This window comes from Paenibacillus sp. NPDC058071, assembly GCF_042885235.1.
GTDB lineage: Bacteria > Bacillota > Bacilli > Paenibacillales > Paenibacillaceae > Pristimantibacillus.
The window spans coordinates 101,729-122,602 of sequence record NZ_JBHVSK010000007.1 but is presented as its reverse complement, the minus strand read 5'-3'; the positions used below and the strand labels follow the sequence as shown (position 1 = coordinate 122,602).

At 49.1% G+C, this 20,874-nt stretch carries 18 protein-coding genes and 1 riboswitch; of the genes, 3 read left to right on the top strand and 15 right to left on the bottom strand.

All coding sequences use genetic code 11. The features are described from left to right. Positions 1–14: 14 nt before the first annotated feature. Positions 15–581 carry an NUDIX domain-containing protein gene (locus ACFVTB_RS13815; RefSeq protein ID WP_387749728.1) on the bottom strand — a complete coding sequence of 189 codons (567 nt, stop codon included), beginning with the start codon at positions 579–581 and terminating at the stop codon, positions 15–17. Between the two features lie 113 nt (positions 582–694). Here ACFVTB_RS13815 and mciZ point away from each other — a divergent pair, with 113 nt between their 5' ends. Then, positions 695–832: a Z-ring formation inhibitor MciZ gene (gene mciZ, locus ACFVTB_RS13810; RefSeq protein ID WP_387749726.1), complete on the top strand. Its 138-nt coding sequence runs from the start codon at positions 695–697 to the stop codon at positions 830–832. 857 nt (positions 833–1,689) lie between these two features. Here the strand turns inward: mciZ and ACFVTB_RS13805 are convergent. Then, positions 1,690–2,826, bottom strand: a complete 1,137-nt coding sequence (locus ACFVTB_RS13805; protein ID WP_387749723.1) for a M20/M25/M40 family metallo-hydrolase — start codon at positions 2,824–2,826, stop codon at positions 1,690–1,692. Between the two features lie 100 nt (positions 2,827–2,926). Here ACFVTB_RS13805 and ACFVTB_RS27625 point away from each other — a divergent pair, with 100 nt between their 5' ends. After that, entirely contained in the window at positions 2,927–3,025 is a 99-nt protein-coding gene (locus tag ACFVTB_RS27625) for a stressosome-associated protein Prli42 (protein WP_483875112.1), read from the top strand. On the opposite strand, the gene lipB is transcribed toward ACFVTB_RS27625, so the two are convergent. The 5 genes from lipB to lpdA form a co-directional block, all read right to left on the bottom strand. After that, positions 2,993–3,727 (bottom strand): lipoyl(octanoyl) transferase LipB, encoded by a 735-nt coding sequence (lipB, locus tag ACFVTB_RS13800; RefSeq protein ID WP_387749721.1) that lies wholly within the window; start codon positions 3,725–3,727, stop codon positions 2,993–2,995. The genes ACFVTB_RS27625 and lipB overlap by 33 nt on opposite strands. A gap of 22 nt (positions 3,728–3,749) precedes the next feature. Next, entirely contained in the window at positions 3,750–5,045 is a 1,296-nt protein-coding gene (locus tag ACFVTB_RS13795; protein ID WP_387749718.1) for a dihydrolipoamide acetyltransferase family protein, read from the bottom strand. Between the two features lie 44 nt (positions 5,046–5,089). Beyond that, the gene (locus ACFVTB_RS13790; RefSeq protein WP_387749715.1) at positions 5,090–6,073 is read right to left on the bottom strand and encodes an alpha-ketoacid dehydrogenase subunit beta; all 984 of its coding nucleotides are present in this window, start codon (positions 6,071–6,073) and stop codon (positions 5,090–5,092) included. Then, positions 6,073–7,104 (bottom strand): thiamine pyrophosphate-dependent dehydrogenase E1 component subunit alpha, encoded by a 1,032-nt coding sequence (locus tag ACFVTB_RS13785; RefSeq protein ID WP_387749712.1) that lies wholly within the window; start codon positions 7,102–7,104, stop codon positions 6,073–6,075. Before ACFVTB_RS13785 ends, ACFVTB_RS13790 begins: the two co-directional genes overlap by 1 nt. Before the next feature lie 146 nt (positions 7,105–7,250). Then, positions 7,251–8,678, bottom strand: coding sequence for a dihydrolipoyl dehydrogenase (gene lpdA / locus ACFVTB_RS13780; protein ID WP_387749709.1), 1,428 nt, complete (start codon positions 8,676–8,678; stop codon positions 7,251–7,253). Positions 8,679–8,834: 156 nt separating this feature from the next. Here lpdA and ACFVTB_RS13775 point away from each other — a divergent pair, with 156 nt between their 5' ends. Continuing rightward, positions 8,835–9,128: a DUF2627 domain-containing protein gene (locus tag ACFVTB_RS13775; protein WP_387749706.1), complete on the top strand. Its 294-nt coding sequence runs from the start codon at positions 8,835–8,837 to the stop codon at positions 9,126–9,128. Between the two features lie 56 nt (positions 9,129–9,184). Here ACFVTB_RS13775 and ACFVTB_RS13770 read toward each other — a convergent pair whose 3' ends face one another. The 8 genes from ACFVTB_RS13770 to ACFVTB_RS13735 form a co-directional block, all read right to left on the bottom strand. Further along, positions 9,185–11,011, bottom strand: coding sequence for an APC family permease (locus ACFVTB_RS13770; protein ID WP_387749704.1), 1,827 nt, complete (start codon positions 11,009–11,011; stop codon positions 9,185–9,187). Positions 11,012–11,156: 145 nt separating this feature from the next. Continuing rightward, positions 11,157–11,339: riboswitch (cyclic di-AMP (ydaO/yuaA leader) on the bottom strand. Positions 11,340–11,527: 188 nt separating this feature from the next. Beyond that, positions 11,528–12,043, bottom strand: coding sequence for a DUF402 domain-containing protein (locus ACFVTB_RS13765; RefSeq protein WP_387749701.1), 516 nt, complete (start codon positions 12,041–12,043; stop codon positions 11,528–11,530). Between the two features lie 251 nt (positions 12,044–12,294). Continuing rightward, positions 12,295–14,559 (bottom strand): beta-glucosidase, encoded by a 2,265-nt coding sequence (locus ACFVTB_RS13760; protein ID WP_387749698.1) that lies wholly within the window; start codon positions 14,557–14,559, stop codon positions 12,295–12,297. A 30-nt stretch (positions 14,560–14,589) separates the two neighbouring features. After that, positions 14,590–15,252 carry a GDSL-type esterase/lipase family protein gene (locus tag ACFVTB_RS13755; protein WP_387749695.1) on the bottom strand — a complete coding sequence of 221 codons (663 nt, stop codon included), beginning with the start codon at positions 15,250–15,252 and terminating at the stop codon, positions 14,590–14,592. Positions 15,253–15,295: 43 nt separating this feature from the next. Beyond that, positions 15,296–17,233 (bottom strand): beta-N-acetylhexosaminidase, encoded by a 1,938-nt coding sequence (locus tag ACFVTB_RS13750; RefSeq protein WP_387749692.1) that lies wholly within the window; start codon positions 17,231–17,233, stop codon positions 15,296–15,298. Positions 17,234–17,279: 46 nt separating this feature from the next. Next, the gene (locus ACFVTB_RS13745; protein WP_387749689.1) at positions 17,280–18,164 is read right to left on the bottom strand and encodes a carbohydrate ABC transporter permease; all 885 of its coding nucleotides are present in this window, start codon (positions 18,162–18,164) and stop codon (positions 17,280–17,282) included. An 11-nt stretch (positions 18,165–18,175) separates the two neighbouring features. Continuing rightward, the gene (locus ACFVTB_RS13740; protein WP_387749686.1) at positions 18,176–19,108 is read right to left on the bottom strand and encodes an ABC transporter permease; all 933 of its coding nucleotides are present in this window, start codon (positions 19,106–19,108) and stop codon (positions 18,176–18,178) included. 252 nt (positions 19,109–19,360) lie between these two features. Then, positions 19,361–20,869 (bottom strand): ABC transporter substrate-binding protein, encoded by a 1,509-nt coding sequence (locus ACFVTB_RS13735; RefSeq protein WP_387749683.1) that lies wholly within the window; start codon positions 20,867–20,869, stop codon positions 19,361–19,363. Positions 20,870–20,874 lie beyond the last annotated feature (5 nt).

Genomic DNA, 20,874 nt, shown 5'->3' with positions numbered 1-20,874 from the left:
TTAAGTTTACTAGGTTAAATGTGGCCCGTCGCTGCATACAGCTTCCAAGCGTAGACGGCAAGAACCGTCTTGGCGTCGCTAATGCGGCCTTCCTCGATATAGCGCTCCGCCTGTTCAAGCGTGATTGCTTCGACTTCCAGATACTCGTCTTCATCGGGATTGGAACGACCGGGCAGAACGCTTTCCGCAAAATACAAATACAGCTTCTCGTCAGCAAATCCGGGCGAAGTGAAGAAGGCGCTCACCAGTCTCAAATGCTCCGCGCGGTAGCCCGTTTCCTCCTCGAGCTCTCTCGCTGCAGCTTCCATCGGATCTTCACCCGGGTCAAGCTTGCCTGCCGGTATTTCGACTTGAAACTTCTCTAGCGGCTTGCGGAACTGCTCGACGACCAGCAATTTACCGTCTTTCAAAGCCATAACGGCGGCCGCGCCAGGGTGCTTGACAATTTCTCTGGTCGCCGTCTTGCCGTTCGGCAGCGATACCGTATCGACTTGGAGTGTAATGACCTTCCCTTCGAATATCGGCTGCGTGGACACTGTTTCTTCCCGCCAAAGATTTGGTCCTTGTTGTTTCTGATTCATGCGTATCGCTCCTTCTATCGTAATCGATCGTAAAAAACACTTTTCATGGGGTATAACTTGTCCGAATCGGACATACCTATCATTATACCAAACAAAGGAAGGTTGCGATAAGCATGAAACAATATATGACCGGCAGTGAAATGCGGATGGTAGGCAAAGGGTGGGAAATCCGCAATCAACTGCGAACCCTTGTCCGTTCGAAGGAAAACGGCGCCACGCTGCAGCAGCTTCTCGCACCTTATAAAGGATAGGCCGGCCCTTTCGCAGCTCTCTCTTTTCTTTAAAGCATGACTTTAACAAGAGACTATGCTAAACCTTATGAGGTTGCCCGCTGTCCGAGAAGGCCTAGCAGAGTCCTTCAACTGTCGGAGGTGCAGCAGCCTTAGGGGCTACATGAGAAATATGTACGAAATTTCATATATAATTTTTCAAAAATCGGGATTTCGGACGATTATAGTCGAAAAATCATATATAATCAACGTTTTTGCTAAAAATGTTCAAATTATGTATGAAATTTCATATAAATTGATATTGGAATACGTGGCTCGAAAAGAAACCCGTCGTTATTGAAACCGACGAGTTCTTCTCAACCACCTTAAGCGGCCATAGAGATCGTCGCTTCAGGTTGGCGGCAGTCTGAGGGTGTTCCTAAGTCACTAAGAAAACTTTTGAGACAGCCCCTTCGTATTAATAGGTCAACCAGAGTTTACTGGTTGGCCTATTTTAATGGTCGTTTATGATGGCGGTAGCCGGGAGAACGTGACACCCCCTGGGGAATAACCCCGTACAAAAAACAGTTCTCCCACTGCTCCCTACTACCATGTTTGAGCTGGTTGGGGCATTTGACCTCGTATCACAAGCGTTAAGCCAGATTCCTACCGTAAACCACTATCAAATAAAGGAATCAGACTTTAATGGCGATTGGAAGAACCCTCTGTCCCGCAGCGCTTCCCCTCACTTACATTTCGGTCTTGAGCCCAATAAAGTTTTACGTAGCCAAGCAAAAAAACGAGCAAGCTCCAACGGCCGATTCGGCCCGAAGCTTGCTCGTTTTTTCTCTAGAACTGGTGCCGCAGGGTGAATGGCCCGGCTATGAGCCGGCTCCTAGTTACTTATCCGTTTTAGCCGACACTTGAATGATTGAAACGACAAGCTCGGCGATTTTCACTAAGCTATCGATTTTAATTTGCTCCTTGGTCGTATGAATATGTTCGTATCCCACAGCTAGATTGACCGTCGGAACGCCTTTCCCATTAAAAACGTTGGCATCGCTGCCGCCGCCCGATTGGAACGTACGCGGCTCCAGGCCGATCGCACGCGCCGCGGCTTGAGCCACTTGCACAACGCGGGAGTCGTCGCCATGCTTATATCCCGGGTACACGATTTCACTTTCTACCTCGCCACTGGCACCGTATTCCGACGCAGCCTTGTCAACCGCCTCGCGCATCGCCGCAAGCTGGCTGTCCAGCTTCTCCTGTACCGTACTGCGTGCTTCCGCGGACAGCTCCACATAATCACAAACGACATTTGTCGCTCCGCCTCCGGCAAAGCTTCCGATATTGGCCGTCGTGTCCTTGTCGATTCGCCCAAGCGGCATGTAGCTCACCGCCTTGGAGGCAACTTGAATCGCGCTGATGCCATCCTCCGGGTTAACGCCGGCATGAGCGGAGCGGCCATGCAGCTTGATAGTTACTTTAGCTTGAGCGGGAGCTGCGACTGCGATGTCGCCGATTCTGCCATTGGAGTCGACAGCGTATCCGTAGTCGGCTATCAGCTTCGACGGATCAAGCGCGCGGGCGCCGACAAGTCCCGATTCCTCGCCTACCGTGATCACAAACTGGATGCGGCCGTGAGGAATATTATTTTCCTGAACGATTCTGACGGCCTCGAACAGTGCAGCAATTCCTGCTTTGTCATCGCTGCCTAGAATGGTCGTGCCATCGCTGCGGATGTAGCCGTCCGGATCGATTTGCGGCTTAATACCCACGCCGGGAACGACAGTATCCATATGGCAAGTAAAAAAAATCGCAGGAACGCCTTCGTCCGTTCCCGACGGCTCAAGCACAGCCAACAAGTTGTTCGCGCCGTGGCCAGTCACGGCTGCCGCTTCGTCTTCCTCGACGAAAAGCCCTAGCCCTTCAAGCTTGGCGCGCAGCACCTTGCTGATATTCTGTTCATGTTTCGTTTCGCTGTCTACCTTCACAAGCTCAATAAATTCGTTAACAATTCGATCTTGATTGACCATCGGCATTTCCTCCTCGGAATATTTCGTATAAAATAGAAGACAAGCCCGAACGGTAAATACCGTTCAGGCAGCGTAACTTGAAAGGAGCTTTTTATCTATTATGAACCAGCAAAAAATCGTTAGACTCGTCGCCATCGTCGTCGTAGCCGCCTTGCTCATCACGACATTAATTACGTCGATCGGCACTCTCTTCTACTAGCGCAGCTTCCCTATAGCGGAATATGCGCTTGAAATGCGGCACGATTTCCCGTGCCGCCCTCTCCACGGTCATCCCCGCTTCGGTTACAAGATCGTTAAAGGATGTTACCCCAAACTGATCAATTCCACAAGGAATAATGCCGCTAAAGCCGCCTTGTCCAAGCCCTTTTTCGATATTAAGCGCAAACCCATGGGACGTGATAAACCCTTTGCGGTTGCGCGAACGATTGAATTTGACGCCGATTGCCGCGATTTTTTCGTGACCGACCCAGACGCCTGTATACTCTTCCTTGCGGCCGGCAATAATTCCGTACTCGCCCAGCCAATCGATAATAACCTGCTCTACGCTGCGTAGAAAGGCGTGCAGATCGAGCTCCTCCGCATCGAGAAACAGGATTGGATAACCAACCAGCTGACCTGGGCCGTGAAACGTTATGTCGCCGCCCCGGTCGATTTCATATACGGAAATACCCTGATCTCGAAGCTCCTGCTCGTTCAGAAGCAAATGCTCCGGATGGCGGTCGGTGCCGAGCGTGTAGGTCGGCGGATGCTGAAGAAGGAGCAGCGTCTCACGGCGCTCCTCCTGGTCTATCTGCTGTACAATTGATTTTTGCAGTTCCCAAGCTTCAGCATAATCGAGCACCGGTATGTAGCGGGCGTCAAGTTCCGTTCTTGCGCCCCGATGCATAGCCTCTTCCTTCATCCCGATTACCCCGTTTCTCCCTTTAGTACAATTTCGTGTCGCTGTTGAAGCTCTCTAAATTATCTTTCACGCGCTGCAGGAAACGGCCGCAAATGATGCCGTCCAGAATGCGGTGATCGAGCGAGAAGCACATATTCGCCATCGAACGAATCGCAATCATGTCATTGATAACAACGGGACGCTTCACGATCGATTCGAACGTCAAGATCGCCGCTTGCGGATAGTTGATAATCGGGTTCGTTATAATCGAGCCGAACGAGCCCGTATTGTTGACGGTAAACGTGCCGCCCTGCATATCGGACAGTGTCAGCTTGCCTTCACGTCCGCGGCGGGCTAGATCGTCGATTTCTTTAGCCAGACCGGCGATCGTTTTATGATCGGCATTCTTAATGACCGGCGTTGCAACCGACTCTTCCGTACCTACGGCAAGCGAGATATTGATGTCGCGCTTGACAATAATTTTATCGACCGCCCATGCGGAGTTGATAATCGGGAAGTCTTTGATCGCATTGACGACCGCTTTAAGCACAAACGCCAAATACGTCAGATTGACTCCTTCCCGCTTCATAAACTCATCTTTCAATTTATTGCGCAACGCGACCAGGTTGGTGACGTCGACCTCTATCATCATCCAGCCGTGCGGAATTTCCGTCACGCTTTGCTTCATGTTGCGCGCAATGGCTGCGCGAATCGGCGTAACATCGATATAGTCCTCGCCCCGTCCCTGTGCCGTCGGCTGTACGGTCGGGATGCGCGGCGTTTCCGTCAGATGAAGACCGGTCGATCGCACTTCAACTTTCGAAACGTCCGACTCTGTCCGGATTCCCGCTTTATGCGCGCCGGCTTCGACAAATGCAAGCACGTCCTTGCGAGTAATGCGGCCGCCTTGGCCGGTTCCCGGCACATCCTGCAAACGAACGCCGTGCTCGGCTGCCAGCTGCTGCACAGCCGGCGAGTAACGGTTGCGCATGGAGCCGTCGCTTTCGCCTGCGCCAGCGGCTGGCCGGGCCGATTCAATAGCAGAGGAAGCAGCTGATTCAGCAACGCCAGACAGTCCGCCGCCGCTTCCAGCTTCATCCGTCTCAATTAGGCACACAACCTCGCCTACCGGAACGGTTTCACCCTCCGCCGCCAATATTTTCGTCACCGTCCCGGCGACCGTGGAAGGCAGCTCAGCGCTGACCTTGTCCGTAATCAGCTCGCAAAGCGGCTCATACATCTCCACGCGATCTCCCGGTTTCTTCAGCCATTTATCAATCGTCGCAGAAACAAGCGATTCGGCCAGCTGCGGCAGAACGATTTCCTTCACAGATTTCATACGATTCCAACTCCTTACCCGATCTCGGATAATTGCTTATCAATTTAGTAAAGCGCCAGCTTCCTCATCGCATCGAGCACTTTTTCCTTATTGAGCAAGAAAAACTTCTCGCCCGGCGGGTTAATTGGCATTGCCGGCACATCAGGCCCGCAAAGCCGCCCGATTGGCGCGTCCAGTTCGTAGAGCAATTCTTCAGCGATAATGGCCGACACTTCGGCCCCTACGCCGCCCGTTTTGTTGTCCTCGTGAACGATAAGCACTTTCCCTGTCTTGCGTACCGCTTCCAGTATCGCTTCCTTGTCCAGCGGCTGGATGGTACGCAAATCAAGAATATGCGTGCTTATCCCTTCTTGAGCGAGCTCCTCTGCCGCTTGCTCGACGTACAAAAGCGGCAGGCTGTATCCGATGACAGTAATGTCGTCGCCTTCGCGAAGCACATTCGCTTTCCCAATCGGCACCGTATAATCGGTGTCCGGCACTTCGCCAGATACAAACTTATAACCTTTTTTATGTTCAAAATAGATAACCGGGTCCGGGTCGCGTACAGCCGCCTTCAGCAAGCCTTTCGCATCGTAAGGCCGGTAAGGCGCCACAATCTTGAGACCCGGCGTTCCGAAGAAGACCGACTCGGGCGATTGCGAATGATAAAGCCCGCCGAAGACGCCGCCGCCGATCGGAGCGCGAATGACGATCGGACAGTTCCAGTCGTTATTGGAGCGATAACGGATTTTGGCCGCCTCGCTAATAATTTGATTCGTAGCTGGGAACATGAAATCAGAATATTGCATTTCGGCGATCGGCTTCATGCCGTACATGGCCGCTCCAATCGCCACGCCGGCGATTGCCGACTCGGCCAGCGGCGTATCGAGCGCGCGAGATTCGCCGAACTGCTCGATTAACCCTTTCGTCGTCGTAAAGACGCCGCCTTTGACGCCCACATCCTCGCCAAGAACGAAGACGTCATCGTCACGCTCCATCTCTTCTTTCATTGCCAATCTGATGGCATCGATATAATGAATGACCGCCATTAGCCGTTCCTCCCTTCAGCATCGCCGTCGTAAACGTGGTGCATGACCGATTCCGGCGTAGGGAACGGCGCGTTGTCGCCGTATTCTGTCGCTTCGTCTACTTGCTTGCGCACCGATATTCGAAGCTCGCTATCCAGCTCTTCGTTCCAAATCCCGCAGTCAATCAAATACTGCTTGAATTTTGGAATGCCGTCCTTCGCGCGATTTTCTTCGACTTCTTCTTTCGTCCGGTAAGCCAGATCGTTGTCCGAAGTAGAGTGCGGCGAAATCCGGTACATCATCGCTTCGATCAAAGTCGGGCCTTCCCCGGCAATGGCACGGGCGCGGGCCTCTTTCACGATCCGGTACACTTCAAGCGCATCGTTGCCGTCCACCTGAATACCAGGGAATCCGTAACCAAGCGCCCGATCTGCAACCTTGCCGCCCAATTGCTTGTGGACAGGAATGGAAATGGCATATTGATTGTTTTCGCACATTAAAATGACTGGCAGTTTATGGACGCCCGCGAAATTGCAGCCTTCGTGAAAATCGCCCTGATTGCTTGAGCCTTCGCCAAACGTCACAAAGCTGACAATCGGTTGCTTTTTCATCTTCGCGGCAAGCGCGATACCAACTGCGTGCGGCACTTGCGTCGTAACGGGACTTGAGCCTGTCACGATGCGCAGTCGCTTGCTGCCGAAGTGGCCTGGCATTTGCCGGCCGCCGCTGTTCGGATCCTCCGCTTTCGCGAATACGGAAAGCATCAGTTCCTTGACCGTCATGCCAACGGCAAGTACAAATCCGTAGTCGCGGTAGTATGGAAGAAAATAGTCATTCTCGCGATCCAGCGCGTAGGCGGCGGCGACTTGCGCCACTTCTTGACCAACGCCCGAGACGTGAAAGTTAATTTTTCCAGCGCGCTGCAGTAGCAGATTGCGCTCGTCAAACCCTCGTGCAAGCACCATCGTAGCGTACATCTCGATCGTTTGCTCGTCGCTGAGTCCTAACTGTGTATGGCGGAATATTTGTTTTGTCGATTCGGTTTGGGTCATGAGGATTAGCCTCCTTTAACCTGCTTTATTATTACCTGGTACTAAGACTTGATGTTATTTATTATAAACCCAACTAGGCAAAAAAGAAAACCTGACAAATGTCATGGTTTTCTTAGTATGACGAATTTGAGCGTGTCCACTGTCATTTAAAAGGAAATGGATTTGCCGTCAACCGCGAGCATAGCCTCGCCCAGCGCCTCCGACAGCGTCGGATGCGGATGGATCATTTCGCCGACTTCCCAAGGCGTTGCGTCGAGCAAGCCCGCAAGCGCAGCCTCCGAGATCAGATCGGTTACATGGGCGCCAATCATATGCACGCCGAGGATATCGTTCGTCTTGCGGTCGGCAATGACCTTGACGAATCCTTCCGTATTCCCCTGAACAAGAGCTTTGCCGATCGCCTGAAACGGAATTTTGCCCGTTTTAATATCATGTCCCTTGGTGCGCGCGCCGTCCTCGGTCAAGCCGTAGGAGGCGATCTCTGGATGCGAATAGATGCAGCGCGGGATCAGATGCGGCTGAACCGCCGGCTTCTTGATTCCGCCGATATGCTCGGCCGCCGCAATGCCCTCGTGAGCAGCGGCATGAGCGAGCTGAACGCCTCCAATGCAATCACCAACCGCATAGATATGCGGCTCGCTTGTTTGCCCGTATTCATTCACCACGATGAAGCCGTCCTTTGTCTTCACATCGGTGTTTTCCAGGCCGATGCCGTTCGCGTTCGCAACGCGGCCAACGGATAGCAGCATTTTATTGGCCGTCAGCAGCACTTCCCCATCCTGGGTATCAGCCGCGATCGAGATTTCGCTGTCCCCAACGGACAGCTCCTCTTCTTTTAATTGTACGCTCGTCAGCACCCGAACGCCCCGGCGTTTGAGCATCCGAGTTAGCTCGGCCGATATTTCGGCGTCTTCCCCTGGCAGCAGCCGGATCCCGGCCTCCGCCAGCGTCACTTGCACGCCGAAATCTTGCAGCATTGAGGCCCATTCCACGCCGATCACGCCTCCGCCAACAATCAGTATCGATTCCGGCAGCGTCTCCATCAGCAATGCATCGTCGCTCGTGAGCACATGCTTGCCGTCTGGCTGCAAACCCGGAAGCGATCTTGGACGCGAGCCCGTCGCAATAATCAGATTCGTTGAAACAACTGATTCCATCTCGCCATCCGCCAATTCCACCGCAAGCGATCCGCTGCGCGGCGAGAAAATCGAAGGCCCGATGACTCTGGCTTTGCCGTGAATTACTTGAATGCGGTTCTTCTTCATCAATTGCTGCAAGCCCCGGTAAAGCTGATCGACGGTTTGCTCCTTGCGGTGCTGAACTTTATGAAAATCAAGCGCCACTGCGCCTTCCGAAACGGTAATGCCGTATGTATCCGCTTGTTTCAACGCGGTGTATACTTCCGCGCTGCGAAGCAAAGCTTTGCTTGGTATGCAGCCTTTATGCAGGCAGGTGCCGCCGAGCTTGTCCGCTTCGACAATCGCGACCGTCTTTCCGAGCTGCGCGGCGCGAATGGCAGCCGAATATCCGCCGATTCCGCCTCCGAGCACGGCTACGTCTACTTGTATCGCCATCTCCTAGTCCCTCCAAACAACCATGTTTGTCACGTTATCTATTGTACCTTTTTTCACTCTCAAATACATCGTCAATTTTCCGAAATAGACACTAGACCTTGAAAAAGGTATGATAGTAATCATGTTTATACCCGTTAACAAGGAGATAGAAACGGTATGAAAATCATAACGTCGCGATTGATCGCCGTCCTGTTGCTCGTTATTCCAGGACTGCTGGCATGCTTTGGCTTTCTTCGTATGAAAAATGAATTATTTCATTATTTCTCCGAATTCGGCAACGACGCAGTCGTTCCTAATTTCGCATGGCTTAGCTTCTTGCTTGGGCTCGTCATGTTTCTGATCGGCGTTGGCTTTATTGGAGGCTGGATTTTTTTCCGCGATCGGAAACGCAACTATGTGGCTACCCGCTTCCGCGAAAAGCGGCCGAAGCCGCCTAAACCGCAGGCTTAATGAACCAAAGAAAACGGATCGGCTCACCCGCGAGCCGGTCCGTTTTTTCTGAGAAGCTATTTTTTCAAGTGATACGGTACAGTCGTTATAATAACGTCCCTTCTATAAAGCAAATGAGCGCGAAGCAGCAGGCTCGATTGATTATGCAAAATATGATGCCATGCTTTTTTCGGGATAAATTGCGGAATAACAACTGTCACCTGATAATGTGATTCGCTCGCCTTGCGCTGAACCGTATCGATAAATTTAGTTAGCGGATAGACCAAGCTTCGGTAAGGCGAATGCAGCGTAACAAGCCGGATATCCGGCTGCCATTTTTGCCATTTTTGTTCGAAAGCGGCTTCCTCATCGCGTTCAAACGGAATATGGACGGCAATGATTTGATCCGCATGAAGCGACTTGGCATAGTTCAGCGAATTTTCGACAACATGAGTAATGCCTGCCACTGGGACAATGATGACATTGCCTTCAATCGGCATAGAAGGCTCGCAGGTCGTTGTCCGCAGTTGATCCGCCACCGCTTCGTAATGCGCGTGAATCCGGACGAACAGCCAGATGATAACCGGCAAGAAGATAAGAACCGGCCATACTTGGCCGAACTTGGTTAAGAAAAAGACAATGCACACGATAAAACTGATGCATGCGCCGATTGTATTGATGATGAATTTGGACTTCCAGCCCTTCGGCTTCTCGCGGAACCACTTCACCATCATCCCCGTCTGCGACAGCGTAAACGGAATGAATACACCAACTGCATAGAGTGGAATTAAGTGCTCTGTTTTTCCGCCGAATCCTACAATAAGAACGATGGACAGCAAGCCAAGCATCAGGATGCCGTTCGAATAGCCCAGCCGGTCTCCCCTGACCGTAAACATTCTCGGAATATATTTATCCTTCGCCAAATTGACTGCCAGCAGCGGAAACGCAGAGTAGCCTGTGTTCGCCGCGAGAATCAAAATAAGCGCTGTTGTCCCTTGGATAAAATAATAAACGCCGTTGCGTCCAAATACGTCTTCGGCGATATCGGATACAACCGTCACTTCTGGACGCGGACTGATTCCGTAATAATATGCGAGAAAGACGATGCCTGAAAACAAAATCGCAAGCAAAGCGCCCATCGCGAGCAGCGTTTTCGAGGCATTGTTTGGCGCCGGGCTTTTGAAGTTCGGAATGGCGTTCGAGATCGCTTCTACACCGGTCAGTGCCGAGCTGCCGGAGGCGAACGCCTTGAGCAGCAGGAACAGTCCAATTCCCGCCACCGGCGTACCGATCGACGCATGCAAATCAGGTGAAACTTGGCCGGTTGCTACTTTGTAGACGCCTGTTGCGATCAGTGCCAGTATCGCAAGTACGAACAGGTAGACGGGGTAAGCGAGAATCGAAGCCGATTCCGTCACGCCTCGCAAGTTAAGCGTCGTTATAAATAGGACGAAAACGACCGCTATCGGCACGTTGTATGGATGCAAGCTTGGAAAGGCCGAAGTTATCGCATCTGTGCCGGCCGAGACGCTAACCGCTACCGTCAATATATAATCGACCAATAAGGATGCCCCTGCCACAAGACCGGCATGCTTGCCGAGATTTTCTTTCGAGACGACATAAGCGCCGCCGCCATGCGGATAAGCAAAAATAATTTGCCGGTAGGAAAAAATTAGCGCAGTCAGCAGCGCCAGAACACCTACTGCTATCGGGATGGAGTACCAAAAAGCTGCGGCCCCTACCGTCAGCAGCACGATCAAAACTTGCTCTGGTCCGTAAGCGACGGAGGAGAGCGCATCGGAGGACAAAATGGCGAGCGCCTTCGTCTTATTCAGCTTTTGCTCGCCTAGCTCCGTCGATTTCAACGGCCTGCCGATTAAAATTCGTTTAATTGAAGTTATCAATGTTCATTCACCGCCATCTGTGATTTTATGCTGCGTCTGTGAAGCGTTTCTAGTCAGCCATCCACTTCATATCCTCCATCTGTACGGTGAAATTTGCGCACGAAAAAACACAGGTAGGAGCCTGTGTTTTCAGCACATGTTCACAACCCTCTCTCATTCAACGCTGACGAGGTTAGCTGTCGGATTCGGGCGGTATGAGTCGCCCTACCCGCTGCGTTGGCGCAGCAGGATTCACCCCGGATGATGCCGAATTCATCTGACGGATCAAATATCGGCATTATCGATTGGGTCCCCCGTTTTCCTTGCGGAAATTTAGCGATTAGAACGTTGAACGTATTCGGTTTGATGAGTACGGACTAATCTTACGCTCATCGCCAATCAAAGTAAAATGCGGCGCAAACCGTTTTTGAATCGATTCGGATTGGAACATCTGCAATAAACCGCTTACATGAATGTGCCTCGCTCGAAAGCTGTTATTTTCTCGTGTTTTCTCGCGAAATCGGCACTTTCGTAGTGTCATTCTCCGTCCGGCAGCATTTTGATCAATCGCTCTATGGTACCGTCAAAAGGGAATCGTCCCTGTTCGATCCGCTCCTCGAGACTCTTCTGCTCCTGAATAACTCTCCTGACTAAGTCTGGCGGATACGAAAACTTCACTGCGTTAGCCGCAAATTCGTCTTCATCAACGACATTCCACCTGCCGTTTGTATAGATCAAGTCGATATCCAAATCGACAAAAGTTACTGTATTTTCATTGAGCTTTGCTGGTTGGCAAATATTGCAGTAATATTGTGTCACTTTGCCATCGATAATATCCGCACTTACAGTAAACCAAGCGTCGAAAGGAAAGAACTCAATTGTCCAATTCTCCATGGTAAATACTTTCCCTTTGGTGTAATGCTTCAGTTTTCTTCCTCGATGACCGAGAACGAAGATGTGTTCATCAGTCTTTTCAAGAAGTGTAGTATCCCATTCATAATGAAGATGATTGCCGTATTTCAAGGATTGAATCCTCATTTGTTGATTATCCAATTATAATTTTCCTTTCGGTATGTGTGATCATATGGCAGCAATAATATAATGTAAGTAATTAAAAGAATATCATAATATACCTCTGCGGTTTTGAAAAACCTTGCCCTGTAGACAATTAAAAAAACCTAAGCTGCAAGCTAGTTCCGATATGATAACGGAGCCAGCTTGCAGCTTAGGGCTTTAATTCGATAATAGCCGTGCGTGCCTTTATAATTCGTTGCGGGATACGCCTAAAAATCGGCTTAACCTATTTATTTTTTGTTCATATCATCAACAAGCTCTTCTAAATGCTTTTCCGTAAATTTGCCCCCGCTGAAGGAGAGCATGCCGCGAATCGGCATATATTTCATAAACGCTTGCAGCAATGCGGCATGCGGCCCCTCCAATGCTGCTGCAAATGGCAGCACCGCATAAATCTTTTTCACCCACTCGCGGCCCTTCTCCGTCTGCATAAGATCAGTAATGGTCGAATTGCGGTGATAAACGTAGGTTCGCACTGTAGTAGACTCTACTTCAATTTGCTCCGTCAGCACAATATCCTGCGATGACTTACCGATTAGAAGCTCAAAGCTTCCCGTCTCAACAACCCAATCTTTTAATTCTACATCATAGTAAGCAAAGCTTCTCTTATCCAGCTCAAAAGAAACGGTTTTGCTTTCGCCCGGCTGCAGTTCAACCTTGTCAAAGGCTTTCAGTTCCTTCTCCGGTCTAATTACGCTGCTTTCAATATCGCGAACATACAGCTGAACAGCTTCTTTTCCCGCCATTTGACCGCTGTTGCGAACCGTTACCTGCACTTGCAGCGTTTCCTGATCGCTGATTTTGTTTTTCTGCACAGTCAAATTCGAGTATTCAAAGGCAGTATAGCTCAAGCCGTGTCCGAACGGAAACAATACGGGTTGTTGCTTTTTGTCATAATAGCGATAGCCGACAAAAATGCCTTCCCGATATTCCACAATGTCTTTTTCTCCTGGGTAAAACAAAAATGACGGGTTATCGCTAAGCGCCAGCGGGAATGTCTCTGCCAGCTTGCCGGATGGGCTTACCACGCCAAACAGCAGATCGGCGATTGCTCCGCCCAGTGCTTGTCCTCCCAAATAAGCCTCCAGAACCCCTTTCGCATGAGGCAGCCAAGGCATTTCAATAGGAGCGCCATTGCTTAATACGACAACGAGATTAGGCTGCACTTTGGCAATCTCCTCGATTAGAGCGATTTGATTCGGCGGAATACGCAAATGCTGGCGGTCAAAGCCTTCCGATTCATAGCGCGCCGGCAAGCCTGCAAAGACAACTGCCGTTTCGCTGCTTGCAGCCGCTTGCTTTGCCAACTCCAGCAGTTCTGCATCCGTTTCCTCACTAGACAGCTGATACCCTTGCTCATATGCAATTTCGGCATCAGGGGCAATTTTTATAATTTCCTCGCTAATATCTTCCAGCTTGGTCGGCTTGATTTGGGAGCTTCCGCTGCCCTGGTAGCGTACTTCTTTGGCCATCGCGCCAATAAGAGCCAGCTTGCCCGTACGGCTTAGCGGCAATACACGGTCTTCATTTTTGAGAAGAACCATGCTCTCCCTAGCAATTTCCCGCGCAAGCTGATGATGGACTTCCTGATCAAAGCTTGCTCCGGCTTTTTGATGATCCTTAGCTTTAAAAATGACTGTCAGCAAGCGCTCCACGACTTGATCAAGCTTCTCTTCCGAGAGCTTTCCTTCCTGCACTGCTTTAATAATAAGCGCCGTACCTTCGCCATGGCTTGACGGCATCTCCAGCTCAAGTCCTGCGGCAACACCTTTGACGCGATCGTTGACAGCTCCCCAATCGGACACGACAATTCCTTCATGGCCCCACTCTTCTTTTAGAATGGTTGTCAGAAGCTCTTCGTTTTCAGAGGCGAATTCACCGTTTACTTTGTTGTAGGCGCACATAACCGTCCAAGGCTGCGCTTTTTTGACCGCTCCTTCAAAGCTGGCCAAATAAATTTCCCGCAATGTCCGCTCATCTACGATCGAGTCGGAAGTCATGCGGCGATGCTCCTGATTATTTGCAGCAAAGTGCTTAAGAGAGGTGCCTACTCCCTGGCTTTGCACCCCAATAATATGATGGGCGGCCATTTCGGAGGACAAAAACGGATCTTCCGAAAAATACTCAAAATTGCGGCCGCAAAGCGGGGAGCGTTTAATGTTAACACCCGGTCCGAGCAACACGGCAACCTCTTCCGCCTGGCATTCTCTTCCCAGCGCCTCGCCCATCTGCTGAATCAACGCGCGGTTCCAGGAGCTTGCTACCCCTGCTGCAGAAGGAAAACAGGTCGACGGCACACTATCAAACAACCCTAAATGGTCGGCAGACGCTCTTTGCTTCCGCAAGCCATGCGGTCCGTCTGTTACCATTAAGGACGGAATTCCCAATCTGTCTACGGATTGCGTATGCCATGTATCCTTACCTGAGCAAAGAGAAGCTTTCTCCTCCAGCGTCATCTGGCCGATTAATTTTTTTATATAAGTTGAATCCTTCATATATATGTCCTCCTTTTGAAAATGTCCCTATTAAATGAACGGCGAAAGTGCTTGCCGGACAATCTCATAGCCTCTGACGTTCAGATGCAGTCCATCTGTCGTGAAGCTTTCTTCAAGCGCGCCATCCTCATTAATTAACTTAGCGTACACCGGAATGTAAGTGAGCTTCATTCGTGTACAAATCTCTTGAATGCGCTCATTTATTACGATGATCTGCTCATTGCTTCGGCCTTCTATGCCAAGCGGGCTTACTGCGGCCTGCTCATTTACCGGATATACCGATTCTACAAGCAGTTCGGCCTGCGGCAGCTTTTCTTGTATTTCCGCACAAATTTTTTCGATTTGAAGGGCAATTTGTTCTGGCTTGGAACCTCTCCCTAAATCGTTTGTGCCAATCATAAGAAAGACTTTGCTCGGCTCCAAATCATATAGCATAACTTGTAGATTCTGCAGCAGCTCGGAGGTCGTAAAGCCCCCGATCCCCCTGTTGTAAATGACTAGATTACTTTGCAGCATTTCCGACATCGGAAATTGCTCCGTAATCGAATCGCCGATAAAGACAATGCCTTGTTTTGCCGAGCTTGTATTTAGACAGCTAAATGCATCAAGACGGTTCTTTTTGCTTTTTTCCAACATTCTACTGCTTATTGTCAATAATGCTTGCTTGGCCTCTGTGCTCAATTGATCGAACATTCCGCATCCTCCTCAACGAACCTGCGTTTAGCTTCCATTAATTTCAGTTCGCTAGCTGTTCCTTGTATTGTTCCAGCAATTTATTCAAGGGAACAATGCTATCCTGAAGACCGCCGCTTCTGTTGCGGGCCAGCCATAATCGCTGGAATTCGGCTAGCGCAGACTCCAGATCAGCGCGCAGCTTTGTCAGCCACGCCCTCTCCTCAGCGGCATCAGATAAATCCTGCTTATGAATATAGCGGTGAATTCCCGCTCCCTGCTCAATAAGTAAAAGAGTATTGGCCAGCTCATCCATCAGCAATTCAGCGTCATCCCGCTCAAACTGAAGCGCAGCCAGTTCCTCTTTGCGTTTCGACAGCCAAGCAGCAAGCTCCGCATAGCGGTAATCGTGTGTGAACGGCGTTCCGCTGCCTCCCAACAGCTTTTGCAGTTGGACCAGCACCTGAAGACTTCCCCCTAACTGCTCCTCTGTCATGAGCCCTTTGGTCAGAAGATAGTTGGTATAGGTCATATTTTCCGCCGTGCTTCTCTCCAGCAAATAATAGCGGCCCATTTCCAACAGCAAGGCTGCACCTTTTCCGCTTTTGTCCTTCAGCATCTCATGGGACACATAATATTCAAGCGGCTCCATCGTCTCCAAGTTGTTGTCCGTTTGCCATGCCGCTCCTGCAGCATAAGCAAAGGCTGGATAGCTGATCGCCGATACCTGCCAGTGGCCGCCGTCGCCCCAATCGCAAACAATTAATCCGCTTGCGCCATATTTTTTACCGTTTCGAGCAGCGTCTGCTATATTGGCCAACATGTTATCAGTACGGCCTGCAAGCGATGACCATGAGCTGGTGCCCGGGCACACATAATAAGGAACACCGCTATTTTGCAGCAGCTGACATTTGGGCTCGTAAGGAATATCCGATTCGTAGTTCCAGTGAAGCACCGTGACATCCCCCGGCAGTTGATCGGCAAGCTGCGGATAATGTGTCAACACATCTCCCCACATCAGCGTCGATTTGCCGTTTTCCCGCACAATGTCAATCATCTGTTTGGCGTAATCAAGATAAAGCTGTCCGATCCCGATTTCATCGACCTTCGCTTTGCTTCCTCCCGTACCCAGCCCAAACGGCTCATCCAAATTAATATTCGCATAAGAAGAGCGGAAATTTGGGAGCAGCTCGTCAAACATATTTTTTGCCATAGCAACACTGTTCTTATCCGAAGGATTTAGCGTCATAGGCGGAATTTTAAAAGTAAGCGGCTCCGGTACCTGCCAGCCTTCCGGGTGCTCCGCGAGATGCCGGAAAGCCGGTTTGGCCAGCCACGGGCCCATATGTCCTAAGCAATTCTGGTTTGGAACAAGATCTATAAAGCGCGAAGCCGCATAAGTATCGAGCTCTTGAAATTGCTCAGCTGTAATCGGTGTCGCTTCTGGAAAATGCTCGGCATACTGCGTGTAATTAAAAGCAAACCCTTCCATGTACAGCTGCAAATGATTGATTTTCAAATTCGACAGCATATCAATCAGCGTTCGCAAAGAAGTCATATTCGGTATTTTTCCTCGGCCAATATCAAGCATTACGCCGCGGACCGGAAATTGCGGTTCATCCGTTATGCTAAAATGCTTCCACTGCCCGTCATCTGCTTGCAGACCTTTGAACAACTGGGAAGCAGTCAACAGCGCGTAATGCAAGCCCTGCGGCGTAGCTGCCGCCAACTGAAGCCCTTCCTCATTCCATGTCAATTCATAGCCTTGCGGATGAAGCTCGGGTTTAACTCTAATGCTGGCAGGCGCAGCATTAGAGTTTGAAGAAAGATCGGTCTGACCAGTTAACAGATTGGCAAGGCGCTCCTTAGCATCCGCTGCCTTAGCCATGCTCTTTGCCGCTTCATCTCCGGTACGCAATTGAAAGTGTGTCACTGCAGACGAGCTTCCCTTATGAGATTCATAGCGGCTAGGCTGTGGAAAAACATATACAGGTGTAGACATACGTTTCATTCCCTCCCAAATAACATCATAATAAACGCTTACAGTACTAACCCTTTACTGCTCCGATTGTCATCCCTTTTACGAAATAACGCTGGAAGAAAGGATAAGCAATTAAAATCGGAATGACGCCGATGACAGCAATTGCCATACGGAATGTTTCGCTTGGCAGGGAAGCCAAAGCCTGGCTGCTGCTGGTATCGCTGTTGGCCGTTAAAAATTGAATATCATTCATAATGCGATTCAATAGGTTTTGCAAGCTAAACAGCTTCGGAGAAGTTACAAACACCAAGCCGTTGTTCCAGTCATTCCAATAAGCAAGCCCCTGAAACATACCGACAGTAGCCAGTACAGGCATGGAGAGCGGCATAACGATGCGCCAATAAATTTTGAACTCGCCCGCTCCGTCGATGCTTGCCGATTCGATCAAAGCAGGCGGAATCGTTGTTTTGAAGAAGGTCCGCATCAGCAAAACGTTAAAACCGTTCATAAGCAGCCATGGAATCAACAAAGCAAAAAACGAATTTTTCAAATCAAGAATTTGCGTATACACCATATACGTCGGAACAAGACCGCCATTAAACAGAAGCGTAAAAAAGACGATAAAGGAAAGCGTCTGTCCTCCAGGCAAATCTTTACGGGAAAGCGGATAAGCGAGCAAGGAGGTGATAATCAGACTTGCTGCCGTACCAATTACCGTAACGAGTACGGTTATGCCGTAAGCTCTAAAAATCTGGTCTGCTTGACTCCATAAGTAGCTATAGGCTTCAAAGCTGAATTTATCCGGGAAAAAGGAGTAGCCGTTCGTTATAATCGTTTTCTCATCCGTAATTGAAGCCATAAATAACAAAATGAAAGGCACTATGCAGAGCAAGGACAGCACGATCATTATAATGTGAGCGCCCCATTGCCAAATTTTATCTTCTCTATCCATGATCTAACCTCCTAGAACAATGCGTTTTCCTTGTTTATTTTACGGACAATAAAGTTCGAAATCAGAACGAGTAAAAATCCGACAAGCGACTGATACAAGCCTGCTGCAGATGACATGCCAATGTCGCCAAGCTGCATCAAACCGCGGAAGACATACGTATCAATAACATTTGTAGTCTCAAACAATGCGCCGGAGTTCATTGGAACCTGATAGAACAATCCAAAATCGGAGTAAAAAATTCGTCCGATGGCTAGAAGCGTCAGCATAATAATGACCGGTGTAATCGTAGGAATTGTAATTTTGAAAATTTGTCTCAGCTTGGATGCGCCATCAATTCGCGCAGCCTCGTAATACTCCGGATCAATACCGATAATTGCCGCCAAGAACACAATACAGTTGTACCCTATGCCCTTCCAAAGATGGACAAAAACGAGGATGTAAGGCCAATATTTAGACTCCGTATACCAGGATACTGGATCAATGCCAAATGCGGGCAAGATGGTATTATTCACAAACCCTGTGCTTGGGCTTAGGAACGAGTAAACTAAATAGCTGACAATAATAATGGAAATTAAGAAAGGCAAAAGGATGACGCTTTGATAAAAGCGGGACGCAAACTTGTTTTTAATTTCATTAAGCAAAATAGCAATGGTGATGGCCAGTCCCAAACCAAGAACGATAAAAACGGCGTTGTACAGTAGCGTATTCCTGGTAATAATATAAGCATCGTTGGTTTGGAACAAATATTGAAAGTTTGTTAGGCCCGCCCAATCGCTGCCAAAAATCCCTTTGCTGTAGTCAATGTTTTTGAAAGCAATGGTAAGCCCGAATAGCGGCAAGTAGTTGTTCAGGAACAAGTACGCCAATCCTGGAATCAGCATCACATACAACGGTAAGTACTTTCGGATGCTGGATCGTTTTTTTCTGTGCGCGATAGTAGCCACAGTGTTCTCCCCCTTTATTGCAGGCAAGCAAGCCTGTATGTACTAGTAATTTTATCGAAGAGAGAGTGCGCCCACTACTGCTGCGGCGACTTATGGCTTGCACTTTCCCGACTATCCTGTGCTTTCATGCAAGCTCCCGGAATAGCTGTCCAACTGTATTCAAACGCGCAAAAAAGCTGCCTCGTCAGACGATAATATTCTGAGAGACAGCTTTTTTACTTGCATTATTTGGTTATAAAACCAATGCTATTCTTATTGTTGCGAGCTTATTTTCGCCCACTCATTCAATTGATTTTGCTTTTCAACAATAATTTTGTCAATGCCTGCCGATTTCAGCTTTGCAATAAATTCAGGAAGCACCCTCTCAGGATCTACGCTACCGGATTCCAACGCAATTTTGAACTGAGTAACGGCGTTTGTTACAGCAGCATACTCGGCTTTCACAGGCGTTGGGTCAAACGTAAAGCCCATCGCTTTGGAGTAACGCGCATTTTTGTTGAATTCGTCCATTTCTTTCCAAATATCCGGGTTGTTTCCTTCCATCGTGTACGAAAGGAATTGGTTGCCGAACAAATATCCAAGCGGCATATTGTAAGTGCTTGTCTTAGCATCTACGTTATTTGGAAACCGAATAACGCCTTCTTTACCTTCAACCTTTTCATAATGCTTGCCTTCAATTCCCCAATCAAACAGGTTGACAATATCTTTATCCGTGTACATCAAATTAAGAAACTTCATCGCCGCATCCGCATTTTTCGAGATGGTCGGAATTCCCCACATGACGTTGGAAACAGTTCCTGAGCGAGCATAAACATCGGTTAGCTCTTTGCCGACCAGCTCGATGCCTGCAGCCTTTGCTTCCTGTTCCACGATGCCTGGCTTAAAGGCAGCCAGGAATGCAAATCCTGTATTGGATTTCAGCCTATCCCACGATGTCGCATTGGAAGTAGCCACATCCTTTGCGATATATCCGTTCAGATACCAGCTTCTTACAAGGTCCAATTTATTTTTGTATTCTTCCGTTTCATACAAGTTAACGACCTTCAGATCGTTGTCATAACCAGGCAATACGCCAATATTGTCACCAAGCGAATCCCAAGTCATATAGCCGTTAAGAAAGGTATTGCCGCTGGCAGCTGAAATAAATGGCTCAATGCCTTCGCCTTCCTTAATCTGCTTGAATACGCCTTCTAAATCTTCCAGTTTGTTGATCGTATTCAAATCAATCTTGTATTTGTCGACAAGATCTTTACGCATAATTACACCGTAGTTGGAAGCAAGATCGCGAATGGTCGGTACTCCGTAAGTTGCGCCTTTAATTTTTGGAACTTTAATATAGTCGGCGCCAACCGCTTCCTTAATTCCTTCACCGTATTTATCCAATAGATCATCCAGCTTGATTAACTGATTTTTAGCAACCATACTTGGATATAAAGAGCCGTTAACAAACATCAGGTCAATAGACTCGCTTCCAGTGAACATCAAGTTCGTTTGCTGGTTCCATTCACCTGAGCTAATCGCCTTTAAGTGTACTTTAGTATTGATTTTAGATTGCGTAATTTTATTAATGCCTTCTTCAATTACCGGCATTTCGCTAAGAATGGTACTAATCATCGGGAAAGCGATCGTAATTTCATCCATTTTTTCATTTGCGCCATTGCTTTCTGCAGCCGAATTTTTTCCCCCTTTGTCACCGCATGCTGCCAAAACTAACATCATACAAAGCAACCAGACCGATACTGAAAGCCACTTTCTTTTCATGATGG

Bases quoted from the DNA above. Each gene is read 5' to 3' on its own strand.
- ACFVTB_RS13805 (WP_387749723.1), bottom strand. From the start codon at position 2,826: ATGGTCAATCAAGATCGAATTGTTAACGAATTTATTGAGCTTGTGAAG.
- lipB (WP_387749721.1), bottom strand. From the start codon at position 3,727: ATGAAGGAAGAGGCTATGCATCGGGGCGCAAGAACGGAACTTGACGCC.
- ACFVTB_RS13755 (WP_387749695.1), bottom strand. From the start codon at position 15,252: ATGTTCGATCAATTGAGCACAGAGGCCAAGCAAGCATTATTGACAATA.
- mciZ (WP_387749726.1), top strand. From the start codon at position 695: ATGAAACAATATATGACCGGCAGTGAAATGCGGATGGTAGGCAAAGGG.
- ACFVTB_RS13785 (WP_387749712.1), bottom strand. From the start codon at position 7,104: ATGACCCAAACCGAATCGACAAAACAAATATTCCGCCATACACAGTTA.
- ACFVTB_RS13735 (WP_387749683.1), bottom strand. From the start codon at position 20,869: ATGAAAAGAAAGTGGCTTTCAGTATCGGTCTGGTTGCTTTGTATGATG.
- ACFVTB_RS13790 (WP_387749715.1), bottom strand. From the start codon at position 6,073: ATGGCGGTCATTCATTATATCGATGCCATCAGATTGGCAATGAAAGAA.
- ACFVTB_RS13745 (WP_387749689.1), bottom strand. From the start codon at position 18,164: ATGGATAGAGAAGATAAAATTTGGCAATGGGGCGCTCACATTATAATG.
- ACFVTB_RS13815 (WP_387749728.1), bottom strand. From the start codon at position 581: ATGAATCAGAAACAACAAGGACCAAATCTTTGGCGGGAAGAAACAGTG.
- ACFVTB_RS13795 (WP_387749718.1), bottom strand. From the start codon at position 5,045: ATGAAATCTGTGAAGGAAATCGTTCTGCCGCAGCTGGCCGAATCGCTT.
- ACFVTB_RS13775 (WP_387749706.1), top strand. From the start codon at position 8,835: ATGAAAATCATAACGTCGCGATTGATCGCCGTCCTGTTGCTCGTTATT.
- ACFVTB_RS13760 (WP_387749698.1), bottom strand. From the start codon at position 14,559: ATGAAGGATTCAACTTATATAAAAAAATTAATCGGCCAGATGACGCTG.
- lpdA (WP_387749709.1), bottom strand. From the start codon at position 8,678: ATGGCGATACAAGTAGACGTAGCCGTGCTCGGAGGCGGAATCGGCGGA.
- ACFVTB_RS13750 (WP_387749692.1), bottom strand. From the start codon at position 17,233: ATGTCTACACCTGTATATGTTTTTCCACAGCCTAGCCGCTATGAATCT.
- ACFVTB_RS27625 (WP_483875112.1), top strand. From the start codon at position 2,927: ATGAACCAGCAAAAAATCGTTAGACTCGTCGCCATCGTCGTCGTAGCC.